The sequence below is a fragment of the Pseudomonas sp. 21615526 genome (assembly GCF_013386245.1).
Taxonomy (GTDB): Bacteria; Pseudomonadota; Gammaproteobacteria; order Pseudomonadales; family Pseudomonadaceae; genus Aquipseudomonas.
In genome coordinates this window covers 22,003-34,267 of the sequence record NZ_JACAOM010000073.1, presented here as the reverse complement: position 1 = coordinate 34,267, position 12,265 = coordinate 22,003, and the positions used below count along the sequence as shown (strand labels likewise).

At 60.0% G+C, this 12,265-nt stretch carries 8 protein-coding genes and 1 pseudogene; 3 read left to right on the top strand and 6 right to left on the bottom strand.

The window, feature by feature from the left end; genetic code table 11:
• Positions 1–87: 87 nt before the first annotated feature.
• The 3 genes from fadA to HX786_RS20990 form a co-directional block, all read right to left on the bottom strand.
• On the bottom strand, positions 88–1,263 hold the full coding sequence (gene fadA, locus HX786_RS21000) for an acetyl-CoA C-acyltransferase FadA (protein ID WP_178912548.1): 1,176 nt from the start codon (positions 1,261–1,263) through the stop codon (positions 88–90).
• A 29-nt stretch (positions 1,264–1,292) separates the two neighbouring features.
• Complete coding sequence (gene fadB, locus HX786_RS20995) at positions 1,293–3,440, bottom strand: fatty acid oxidation complex subunit alpha FadB (protein WP_003218979.1); 2,148 nt, start codon at positions 3,438–3,440, stop codon at positions 1,293–1,295.
• 452 nt (positions 3,441–3,892) lie between these two features.
• On the bottom strand, positions 3,893–4,330 hold the full coding sequence (locus HX786_RS20990) for a hypothetical protein (protein WP_003218981.1): 438 nt from the start codon (positions 4,328–4,330) through the stop codon (positions 3,893–3,895).
• Between the two features lie 104 nt (positions 4,331–4,434).
• Here HX786_RS20990 and HX786_RS20985 point away from each other — a divergent pair, with 104 nt between their 5' ends.
• Positions 4,435–4,872, top strand: coding sequence for a universal stress protein (locus HX786_RS20985; RefSeq protein ID WP_003218985.1), 438 nt, complete (start codon positions 4,435–4,437; stop codon positions 4,870–4,872).
• Positions 4,873–5,070: 198 nt separating this feature from the next.
• Here the strand turns inward: HX786_RS20985 and HX786_RS20980 are convergent, their stop codons facing one another.
• Positions 5,071–6,990 (bottom strand): ATP-binding cassette domain-containing protein, encoded by a 1,920-nt coding sequence (locus HX786_RS20980; RefSeq protein ID WP_003218986.1) that lies wholly within the window; start codon positions 6,988–6,990, stop codon positions 5,071–5,073.
• A gap of 212 nt (positions 6,991–7,202) precedes the next feature.
• Between HX786_RS20980 and HX786_RS20975 the strand changes: the two genes are divergently transcribed.
• A complete protein-coding gene (locus tag HX786_RS20975) occupies positions 7,203–9,131 on the top strand; it encodes a transglycosylase SLT domain-containing protein (RefSeq protein WP_178912547.1) in 1,929 nt (642 codons plus the stop codon).
• A gap of 87 nt (positions 9,132–9,218) precedes the next feature.
• Here the strand turns inward: HX786_RS20975 and HX786_RS20970 are convergent.
• Positions 9,219–9,983: pseudogene (locus HX786_RS20970) on the bottom strand (Fic family protein); the annotation flags it as partial.
• Positions 9,984–10,054: 71 nt separating this feature from the next.
• Positions 10,055–11,860, bottom strand: coding sequence for an ABC transporter transmembrane domain-containing protein (locus HX786_RS20965; protein ID WP_178912546.1), 1,806 nt, complete (start codon positions 11,858–11,860; stop codon positions 10,055–10,057).
• 216 nt (positions 11,861–12,076) lie between these two features.
• Here HX786_RS20965 and HX786_RS20960 point away from each other — a divergent pair, with 216 nt between their 5' ends.
• A complete protein-coding gene (locus HX786_RS20960; RefSeq protein ID WP_003218992.1) occupies positions 12,077–12,250 on the top strand; it encodes a PA1571 family protein in 174 nt (57 codons plus the stop codon).
• The last annotated feature ends 15 nt before the right edge of the window (positions 12,251–12,265 follow it).

The following is a 12,265-nucleotide window of genomic DNA, read 5'->3' as shown; positions in this document are numbered from 1 at the left end:
TCTTACAAAATTTGTTAAAAAAAAATATAAAAAATTCCAAAAAACAAAAACCGGGGCACTGGGCCCCGGCTTCCGTCAACGAAACGTTTAGATACGTTCGAAGACGGTGGAGATGCCTTGGCCGAGGCCAATGCACATGGTTGCAACGCCAAGGTTGCCGCCATTTTGCTTCATCACGTTAAGCAACGTGCCGGAGATACGAGCGCCGGAACACCCAAACGGGTGACCCAAGGCAATCGCGCCGCCGTGCAGGTTAACCTTCTCGTTCATCTTGTCGAGCACTTTCAAATCTTTCAGCACTGGCAGGGCCTGTGCGGCGAAAGCTTCGTTGAGCTCGAAGAAGTCGATGTCGGAGATAGTCAGGCCTGCGCGCTTCAATGCTTTTTGTGTGGCCGGTACTGGACCATAGCCCATGATTGCCGGGTCCACACCTGCGACTGCCATCGAACGGATCACGGCCATCGGCTGGATGCCCAGGTCCTGGGCACGCTGGGCCGACATCACGATCATGCACGAAGCACCGTCAGTGATCTGCGACGAAGTACCGGCTGTCACGGTGCCGCCCTTTGGATTGAAGGCCGGCTTCAGGGCCGCCAGGCTTTCCAGGGTGGTGTCCGGACGAATGGTTTCGTCGTAGTCGAACAGTTTCAGGAAACCGTTCTCGTCGTAGCCGTTCATCGGGATGATTTCATCCTTGAACTTGCCTTCCACGGTTGCCTTGTGGGCCAACTGGTGGGAACGCAGGCCGAATGCATCCTGGGCTTCGCGGGTAATGCCGTGCATTTTGCCGAGCATTTCAGCGGTGAGGCCCATCATGCCCGAGGCTTTCGCCGCGTACAGGGACATGTGCGGGTTCGGATCCACACCGTGCATCATGCTGACGTGGCCCATGTGCTCCACGCCGCCGACCACGAACACATCACCGTTACCGGTCATGATCGCTTGGGCAGCGGTGTGCAGCGCGCTCATGGACGAGCCACACAGCCGGCTGACGGTCTGGCCGGCAGCGGTGTGCGGGATCTGCGTCATCAGGGAAGCCATGCGGGCGATGTTCCAGCCCTGCTCCAGGGTCTGGTTGACGCAGCCCCAGATCACGTCTTCGACTTCGTTCGGGTCGACATTGACGTTGCGTTCCAGCAATTTGCTGATCAGGTGCGCCGACATGTCTTCGGCACGGGTGTTGCGGTGCATGCCGCCCTTGGAGCGGCCCATCGGCGTACGACCGAAGTCGACAATCACGACGTCTCTTGGATTCAAGCTCATAAATATTCTCGCTCTAGTCGTCTGGGCACTTAACCGAAGAAGCTCTGGCCGTTCTTGGCCATCTCGCGCAGCTTCGCAGTCGGGTGGTACAGCGGGCCCAGATCAGCGTATTGATCAGCCAGGGCAACGAACTCGGCCACACCGATGGAATCGATGTAACGCAGCGCACCACCACGGAATGGAGGGAAACCAATACCGTAGACCAGGCCCATGTCGGCCTCGGCTGCGGTTTCAACGATGCCGTCTTCCAGGCAACGCACGGTTTCCAGGCACAGGGCGATCATCATCCAGTTGACGATGTCCTCGTCGGACACTTCACGCTGTTCGTAGATGACCGGCGCGAGTACTTCGTGAACCGATGGGTCGGCCACTTTCTTCTGCTTGCCCTTCTTGTCGGTCTCGTAGGCGTAGAAGCCCTTGCCATTCTTCTGGCCCAGGCGCTTGGCTTCGTAGAGCGCGTCGATCGCCGAGCGGCGGTCGTCTTTCATGCGGTCCGGGAAGCCTTCAGCCATTACGTCGCGACCGTGGTGGCCGGTGTCGATGCCGACCACGTCCATCAGGTACGCCGGGCCCATTGGCCAGCCGAATTTTTCCATGACCTTGTCGATGCGCACGAAGTCCACACCGGCGCTGACCAGCTTGGCGAAACCGCCGAAGTACGGAAACAGTACGCGGTTGACCAGGAAGCCCGGGCAGTCATTGACGACGATCGGGTTCTTGCCCATTTTCTTGGCGTAGGCAACGGTGGTGGCAACGGCCAGCTCGCTGGACTTCTCGCCACGGATCACTTCCACCAGCGGCATCATGTGCACCGGGTTGAAGAAGTGCATGCCGACGAAGTTTTCCGGACGCTTGAGGGCCTTGGCCAGCAAGGTGATGGAAATGGTCGAGGTGTTGGACGCCAGGATCGTGTCTTCTTTCACCTGGGCTTCAACTTCAGCCAGTACCGCCTGCTTGACCTTCGGGTTCTCGACAACCGCTTCGACCACCAGGTCGACGTGGCCGAAATCACCGTAGGACAGGGTCGGACGAATGCCGTTAAGCACTTCAGCCATTTTCGCTGCAGTCATGCGGCCTTTATCAACGCGGCCTACCAGCAGCTTCGCGGCTTCTGCCAGACCCTGCTCGATGCCGTGCTCGTTGATGTCTTTCATCAGGATCGGCGTGCCTTTGGACGCCGACTGATAGGCGATACCGCCGCCCATGATACCGGCGCCGAGTACGGCAGCCTGTTTCACGTCGCGAGCGATTTCGTCGTAGGCCTTGGCCTTTTTCTTCAGTTCCTGATCGTTCAGGAACAGACCGATCAAGCTCTGCGCGGCAGAGGTCTTGGCCAGTTTGACGAAGCCGGCAGCTTCGACTTCCAGGGCTTTGTCGCGACCGAAGTTCGCGGCCTTCTGGATGGTCTTGATCGCTTCAACCGGCGCCGGGTAGTTCGGGCCGGCCTGGCCAGCCACGAAACCCTTGGCGGTTTCGAACGACATCATCTGTTCGATGGCGTTGAGCTTGAGTTTTTCCAGCTTTGGCTGACGCTTGGCCTTGTAGTCAAATTCGCCGCTGATGGCGCCCTTGATCAGGTTCAGCGCGGCTTCTGCCAGCTTGTCGGGAGCCACCACAGCATCCACGGCGCCGACTTTCAGCGCGTCTTCAGCACGGTTTTCCTTGCCGGCGGCAATCCACTCGATGGCATTGTCGGCACCGATGATGCGCGGCAGGCGCACGGTACCGCCGAAGCCTGGGTAGATGCCCAGCTTGACTTCCGGCAGGCCGATTTTCGCGGTGGCCGACATCACGCGGAAGTCGGCGGCCAGGCACATTTCCAGACCGCCGCCCAGGGCAATGCCATTGATCGCGGCAACGGTCGGCACGTTGAGGTCTTCGAAATCGCTGAAAATCTTGTTGGCTTCGAGGTTGCCAGCCACAAGCTCGGCATCGGGCAGCTTGAAGTTGTCGACGAATTCGGTGATGTCAGCGCCGACGATGAACACGTCCTTGCCGCTGGAGACGATCACGCCCTTGACCGAAGCATCTGCTTTGATGGTGTCTACGGCCTGACGCAATTCATTCAGGGTTAGACGGTTGAACTTGTTGACGGACTCACCCTTGAGGTCGAATTTCAATTCGACGATGCCACTTTCAAGAGCCTTAACCGTGATGGCTTTACCTTCGTAAATCATCAACTGATCTCCACGATATGGAAGCTGAACAGTACACGTCGGACGCAGGATTCAGCGTAGGCACTGACGTTACCGTCGATGCTAACGCCAATTTGCCAGGCACACCCGCCAACGCGATAGTCGGGATTCTGTACGAACGGTCTGAAAGACAAACGCTCAATTCATACGCCCGTTTGATTTGGGTACGTCACCTTCAGCCAAATCCGAAGAATTGTCAATCGCTCGAAAGGGCCGCAAAAACGCGACTTTTCAGTCATTTCAGAACCCGGGGCAGCCGGCATCGCCCCGCCAATGTTTAATCATTCGCGAAATCAATAATGTGAATTTTGATTTAAAGGGCTGTACAGAACCGAATATGCGGCTAGGCTAGCGGCACGTAAAACGAATTACCGGCCTGCCTGGCCAACTCCAGCCCGATGATGCTTTCGGGCTTTTTAATGCCCTCAGGAATCTCAGGCCAGCGCCTTGAGCACCGCGTCAATGTCCTGCAACACGCTCAACTCGCCCTTCTCGCCCCAGTACAGGGTGATCATTTGCTTGTCGGCTTCGACTTTGTAGACGTTCGCCGGCAGCGTCGCAAAATGTGGCAACAACTTTTCATCGACGCAGGTTTCCTGCCACTGATTGACCCAAACCCCCGGCTCCAACTGCCAGTAACTCCAGGTCACCCGCGTGGTGCCACGCCGTGGCCGGTGATACTGGGCACACGGGCTTGGCGGCTCGTGCTTGAGCCAGTGTGGCCATTCCTGGGGCGTCAGTTGCATGGCCAGGCCAATGCGCCGCGCCTCCATGCGCAAAGCCATGCGCCCGCTCGAATGGCGCGAAGGACGCAGCCACGCCAGGGGGCTTAAAACCAGCGCAAGGATTGACACCACTATCCAGACCGTCATATGTGTACTCCCGAATTTCTTGATGAGCGGATTTGACCTGACGCAACCCCATCCGCTTGAAACCAGCCATACTGAACTTATCGCTTTCCCTTGGAGGACTCCTCATGCCCTACGAACATATTCTGGTCGCCGTGGACCTGACCGAAGAATGCGACCCCGTGATCAAGCGGGCCGTAGGCCTTGCAGGCGACTCGGTGAAGCTGTCCCTGGTGCATATCGTCGAACCGATGGCCATGGCCTTTGGCGGCGATGTGCCGATGGACCTTTCCCAACTGCAACAGCAGCAGTTCGACCAGGCCAAGGAACGCCTTGACCGGCTGATCAACAAGTACCCTGCCCTGAAAAAAGACCAGAGCCACCTGACCTACGGCCAGCCGCGCCAGGAAATCCACCACCTGGCCAAGGAGCAAGGTTGCGATCTGATCGTGGTCGGCAGCCACGGCCGTCACGGCCTGGCCTTGCTGCTGGGCTCCACCGCCAATGACGTGCTGCACGGCGCACCTTGCGATGTGCTGGCCGTGAAACTGGTCAAGAGCTCGTAAGACCAACGGCAATCCAATGTGGGAGCGGGCTTGTGTGGGAGCGGGCTTGCTCGCGAAAGCGGTGGATCAGTCGATAAATATATGGACTGACACACCGCATTCGCGAGCAAGCCCGCTCCCACATCTGAACCGCGTTTCATACAAAAAACCCGGCGCTCATACAAATGAGCGCCGGGTTTTTTATTGCGCTTGAATCACTCAGGCATCCAGCTCGGCCCAGCGTTCAACCAGGGCTTCAAGCTCGCTGTTAAGCTGCTCGAGGGATGCAATCACCTTGGCGGTTTCTGCAGCCGGACGCAGGTAGAAACCCGCGTCAGCCATTTCAGCTTCAACGGCAGCAATCTGCTGTTCCTTGGCGTCGATATCACCCGGCAGTGCTTCCAGCTCACGTTGCAGCTTGTAGCTGAGCTTCTTCTTCGCAGCAGGTGCTTCCTGGGCTGGTGCCGGAGCAGCAGCCACTGGAGCAACCACGGCCGAGGTCAAGTCAGCCTTGCCGGACTTGCTCTCGGTCACGCCCAGCAGGCGCGGCGAGCCGCCCTGGCGCAGCCAGTCCTGATAACCACCGACGTATTCACGCACCTTGCCTTCGCCTTCGAAGACCAGGGTGCTGGTGACCACGTTATCGAGGAATGCCCGGTCGTGACTGACCATCAGCACGGTGCCGTTGAAGGTCAGCAGGACCTCTTCCAGCAGTTCCAGGGTTTCCACGTCGAGGTCGTTGGTCGGTTCGTCGAGTACCAGCAGGTTGGCTGGCTTGCTGAACAACTTGGCCAGCAGCAGGCGCGCACGCTCACCACCGGACAAGGCCTTGACCGGCGTACGTGCACGCTGCGGGCTGAACAGGAAGTCGCCCAGGTAGCTCAGCACGTGGCGGCTCTGGCCGTCGATGTCGATAAAGTCGCGACCTTCGGCGACGTTGTCGATCACGGTTTTTTCCAGGTCCAACTGGTGGCGCAGCTGGTCGAAGTAGGCCACGTCGATGCGCGTGCCCTCTTCCACGGTACCGCTGGTGGGTTGCAGGCCGTTGAGCATCAGCTTGAGCAAGGTGGTCTTGCCGGTACCGTTGGCGCCGAGCAGGCCGATACGGTCGCCGCGCTGCAGGACCATGGAGAAGTCCTTGATCAGGAACGGGCCGTCCGGGTGATGGAAGCTGACGTTTTCCAGCACCATCACTTGCTTGCCCGACTTGTCGGCGGTGTCCAGCTGGATATTGGCCTTGCCGGTGCGTTCACGGCGCTCGCTGCGCTCGACACGCAGGGCTTTCAGGGCACGTACGCGGCCTTCGTTACGGGTGCGGCGGGCCTTGATGCCCTGGCGGATCCAGACTTCTTCCTGGGCCAGCTTCTTATCGAACAGGGCATTGGCGGTTTCTTCCGCAGACAGCGCGGCTTCCTTGTGCACCAGGAAACTGGCGTAGTCGCCGTTCCAGTCGATCAGGCCGCCACGGTCCAGTTCGAGGATGCGGGTTGCCAGGTTCTGCAGGAAGGAACGGTCGTGCGTGATGAACAGCACGGCGCCCTGGAAATCCTTGAGGGCTTCTTCAAGCCAGGCGATTGCGCCGATGTCCAGGTGGTTGGTCGGTTCGTCGAGCAGCAACAGATCCGGCTCGGAAACCAGGGCCTGGGCCAGCAGGACGCGGCGACGCCAGCCGCCGGACAATTCGGCGAGGGTCTTGTCGGCGGGCAGTTGCAGGCGACTCAGGGTGCTGTCGACCAATTGCTGCAAGCGCCAGCCGTCGCGGGCTTCGAGGTCTTGCTGGACGTGCATCAGCTTGTCCAGGTCGGCTTCGGTGACGCAGTTCTGCGCCAGGTGATGGTATTCGGCGAGCAGTGCGCCCACGCCGTCGAGGCCTTCGGCAACCACGTCGAACACTGTCCGTCCGTCGGCCACCGGCAATTCTTGCGGCAATTCGCCAATCTTGAGGCCCGGGGCGCGCCAGACAGAGCCGTCATCGGGCTTCTGGTCGCCTTTTACCAGCTTCATCATGCTGGACTTGCCGGTGCCGTTGCGGCCGATGATGCACACCCGCTCACCACGGGCGATCTGCCAGGACACCTTGTCCAACAACGGCATAGCGCCGAAAGCAAGGGACACATCGCTGAATTTGAGCAGGGTCATACGCTTCTCCAAAAACTGGGCGCGCATTCTACCTGACTTAGGGCTCGAGGCGGCCGGCATTTTCGCCGCTGACACGTTCTGTTGGACATTTCAGATGAACTTGAACGAAGCGACCGGCAAAGCTTTCACCGGTTGCGGGCAAAAGGCTAAGCTAGGGGCAATCAGTGTCGGCGACGTCGGCACTAGTCCAGATTCCTCTGCACGGACGTCTCATGCGCAGTCGCCTTTTCAGCTTTTTATCTTGTCTGCTTCTTTCTGCCACCGCCGTTCAATCCGCCCAGGCCGTGGACCTCACTACCCAACGTCAATATTACGATGAAGCCAAACGAGCCCTCGCCAAAGGCGACAGCGGCCCGTATTTCCAATACAGCCAGGCCCTGGCCGACTACCCGTTGACGCCGTACCTCGCCTACGACGAGCTGACCGCGCGGCTGAAAACCGCCAGCAACGAGGAGATCGAACAATTCCTCGCCAAGAACGGCGACCTGCCCCAGGCCAACTGGATGAAACTGCGCTGGTTGCGCTGGCTGGCCGACCGTGGCGACTGGCAAACCTTTGAAAGGTACTACGACGCCAAACTCAATTTCGTCGAACTGGACTGCCTCCATGGCCAATTCCAGCTGACCCACAACCAAAAAGCCGAAGGCTATAAAACCACCGAGAAGCTGTGGCTGACCGGTAAATCCCAGCCTGCTGCCTGTGATGCCACCTTTGGCCAGTGGGCCGCCGACGGCCAACTGACCGAACAGAAAATCTGGGACCGCGCCAAGCTGGCCGCCGAAGCCCGCAACTATCCGCTGGCCAACAGCCTGGTGAAGACCCTGCCGACCCTCGGCGCCCAGGGCCGCCTGATGGTGGACGTGGCGCAGAAGCCCGACATGCTGAGCGACCCATCGCGCTTCCTGCCGGCCAACGAGGCCATGTCCGACGCCGTAGGCCTGGGCCTGCGCCGCCTGGCACGCCAGGACCCGGACAAGGCCATGGCCCTGCTCGACGGTTATGCCAGCAGCATGCACTTCTCTCGTGACGAAAAAGTGTCGATCGCCCGGGAAATCGGCCTGACCCTGGCGCGTCGCTACGACCCGCGCGCCCTTGACGTGATGACCAAATACGATCCGGAACTGCGGGACAACACCGTTTCCGAATGGCGCCTGCGCCTGCTGTTGCGCCTGGCCCGCTGGGAAGACGCCTACCAGTTGACCCGCAAGCTGCCCCAGGATTTGGCCACCACCAACCGCTGGCGCTACTGGCAGGCCCGCAGCCTGGAACTGGCAGAGCCGAAGAACCCGCAAGCCCTGGTGATGTACAAGGGCCTGGCCAAGGAGCGCGACTTTTACGGCTTCCTGGCGGCGGATCGCTCCCAGTCCCCGTACCAACTGAACAACAAGCCACTGGTGATGAGCCAGGCGCTGATGAACAAGGTACGCAACACACCGGGCGTGCGCCGCGCCCTGGAGTTCTACGCCCGTGGCCAGATCGTTGATGGCCGCCGCGAGTGGTACCACGTCAGCCGGCATTTCAACCGCGACGAAATGGTCGCCCAGGCCAAGTTGGCCTACGACATGAAGTGGTACTTCCCGGCGATCCGCACCATCAGCCAGGCGCAGTACTGGGACGACCTGGACATCCGCTTCCCGATGGCCCACCGCGACACCCTGGTGCGCGAAGCCAAGGTCCGCGGCGTGCATTCCAGCTGGGTATTTGCGATCACCCGCCAGGAAAGCGCCTTCATGGACGACGCGCGCTCCGGCGTCGGCGCCACCGGCCTGATGCAACTGATGCCCGGCACCGCCAAGGAGACTGCGCGAAAGTTCAGCATCCCGCTGGCTTCGCAACAGCAGGTGCTCGACCCGGACAAGAACATCCAGCTCGGCGCCGCCTACCTGAGCCAGGTCCACGCCCAGTTCAACGGCAACCGCGTGCTCGCCACCGCCGCCTACAACGCCGGCCCGGGCCGTGTACGCCAATGGCTGCGCGGCGCCGATCACCTGAGTTTCGATGTGTGGGTGGAAAGCATCCCGTTCGACGAAACCCGCCAGTATGTGCAGAACGTGCTGTCTTATTCGGTGATCTACGGGCAGAAGCTCAATGCACCGCAGCCGCTGGTGGACTGGCATGAGCGGTATTTTGATGATCAGTAAGGGGTGCAGCTGCAAGCAACAAGCTTGAAGCTGAAAGAAAAGTGCCCGCATTGAAAGATGCGGGCTTTTTTATGGCACTGCCGGGGACTCGCTTTGCACCGCTTCTGCCAGCGCAAGGTTCAAGGCTTGCAGCATGAACTCGACAAAGGGAGTTGCCTCTGCCTGCTGGTCCGCCGCCGACAATGCGGCGTAATAAGCGTCCTGCTGCTCCCGAATCACCGCCTCTACCGGCAAGTAAGCCAGCACCGGGCGCCACTGACTGAGAATCAGGGTTTGCCATAAGCGGCCCATGCGCCCGTTTCCATCGGCAAAAGGATGGATAAACTCGAATTCGTAGTGAAAGACGCAACTGACGATCAGTGGATGCCAGTCAGAGGCGGACTGCCACTTCAGTAAATCATCAACCAAATGCGTAACACGGCTCGCCGGCGGCGCCATGTGCACCAACTGTTCGCCCCGATAGATCCCTACGCCCGCCTGACGAAACCGACCCGCATCGTCGATCAATCCATACATCAATAACTCATGGGCACGTAGCAGGTCCGCACGTTCGCCCGGTGCCCACTGCGGCATAGACTCGTAAGCGGAAAAAGCGTTGCGTACTTCCTGAATCTCCCGGGGCAAGCCCAGCACACGCTTGCCTTCCAGCACAGCGGTCACCTGTTCGACACTCAGGGTATTGTTCTCGATGGCCAGCGAAGCCTGAATCGTACGAATCCGGTTGCCACGCCTCAATTGCGGAGTCTGCCGGTTGTCGTCTCCAGCTGAAAGCTGACCAATCTGCTCACTGATATCAGCAACCAGACTCAACATCTTGGCAGTCAGGGTCAACGGAGGTTGATAACGGCTCATATCCTCATCCAAGTCTGTAACGAAAGCCAACATAATGCCCTAAGGGACGCTCGCACCACAGCCTCAATGCCTCAATCAACGTCAGTGCCATCACTGAACTGCAAAGCCGCCAGCCGTGCATACAGCGGATTGCTGGCGATCAGTTGCTGATGCGTCCCCACCGCCACCAGCTTGCCCTGGTCCATCACGGCAATCCGGTCGGCATTCTTCACCGTGGCCAGCCGGTGGGCGATGACCAGGGTGGTGCGCCCTTCCATCAACTGCGGCAGCGCCTGCTGGATCAGGTGTTCGCTCTGGGCGTCCAGCGCGCTGGTGGCTTCGTCCAGCAGCAGGATCGGTGCATCCACCAACAAAGCCCGGGCGATGGCCAGGCGTTGGCGCTGGCCGCCCGAAAGGCCCATGCCGCCGTCGCCCAGGTGGGTCTGGTAGCCGTCGGGCATTTGCAAAATGAAGTCGTGGGCGTGGGCGATGCGCGCCGCCTCCTCGACCTGGGCAAAGGTGGCCGACGGATTGCCGTAGCGGATGTTCTCTTCGACAGTGCCAAAGAACAGCGCCGGGCTCTGGGACACCAGGGCGAAACAGCGGCGCAGGTCCAGCGGATCCAGCTCGGTCAGCGGGTGGCCTTCAAGCAGGATGCGGCCTTGCTGGGGATCGTAGAAACGCAGCAACAGATCGAACATCGTCGATTTACCCGCACCGGACGGACCGACCAGGGCCAGGGTTTCGCCAGCATTGATGCTCAGGCTCAAGCCGTCGATAGCAAAACGATCCGGGCGCGACGGATAGGAGAAGCGCAAATCCTGGATTTCCAGGCGGCCGCTGACCCGCTCCGGCAGCTTGATCACGTTGGCTTCGGGCGCCTTGATCTCATTGCTCGACTGCAGCAATTCGCCAATCCGCTCCGCCGCACCGGCGGCGCGCTGCAACTCGCCCAACACTTCACTCAAGGTACCGACGGCACTGCCGACGATCAGGCTGTAGAACACGAACGCCGCCAGCTCACCACCGGAAATGCGCCCGCCGATCACGTCCATGCCGCCGACCCAGAGCATCACGCCCACGGCGCCCAGCACCAGCATGATCACCAGGGTAATCAGCCAGGCGCGCTGCACGATGCGTTTGCGGGCGGTGGTGAAGGCCTCTTCCACCGTCAGCGCGAAGCGCTGTTCGTCCTGGACCTGGTGGTTGTAGGCCTGCACGGTCTTGATCTGGCCGAGGGTTTCGGACACATAGCTGCCGACATCGGCGATGCGATCCTGGCTCTGGCGCGACAGGCTGCGCACCCGGCGGCCGAAGATCAGGATCGGCGCCAGCACCAGTGGCAGCGCTATCACGACGATGCTGGTGAGCTTGGGGTTGGTGACAAACAGCAGCACGATCCCGCCGATCACCATCAAGGCGTTGCGCAGGAACAGCGACAGCGAGGAGCCGATCACCGATTGCAGCAAGGTCGTGTCGGTGGTCAGCCGGGACTGGATTTCCGAGCTGCGGTTGTTTTCGTAGAAGCCCGGATGCAGGTAGATCAAGTGGTTGAACACCTGCCGCCGGATGTCCGCCACCACCCGCTCGCCGATCCACGACACCAGGTAAAACCGCGCAAAGGTGCCCACCGCCAGGCCCAGCACCAGGATCATGAACAGACCGATGGATTGGTTGAGCAGGTGCGGCGACTGGGTCATGAACCCTTGGTCCACCAGCAGGCGAATACCCTGGCCCATGGACAAGGTAATGCCGGCGGTGACGATCAGCGCCAACAAGGCGCCCAGGGCCTGCCAGCGATAGGGGGCGACGAAGCGACTGGCCAGGCGAATCGCGCGGCGTTGACGGGCTGAGAGCATGGAGGGTTTCACCTGAAGGTTGGAGACGGGAACCTGCATAGCTACATGGGGGGAACTTGAGCGAATCACAATGAGTCAGGTTAATTATGCTCACCGAACCTAGGCCCTAGAGGCTATCGGTCTAAGGACCGGCTGGAAATTTGTATCGGTTTCTGCTGGACTGGGCATTCGATCTGCGGGCCGCGCAAGGAGTTGTAACAACGCGGTCACGCGGGGGTTTTAAAGTAGGTACACAACCTGATGAGGAGACGGGCCATGTCCTTGCAAAACAGCAGCAACGCCAAAATTCAAGTGATCCGCCAACCGCAGCAATTGCCTTGCTCGTACATCGACGCTCAGGGCCGCGAAGTGCAAATCACCGAAGAAATGATCCAGAGCGCGTGCGCCGAACTGGAACAGAAATTGGTCAAGCCTGCCAAGCGAGGCTGATTCGCCCACGCTCTC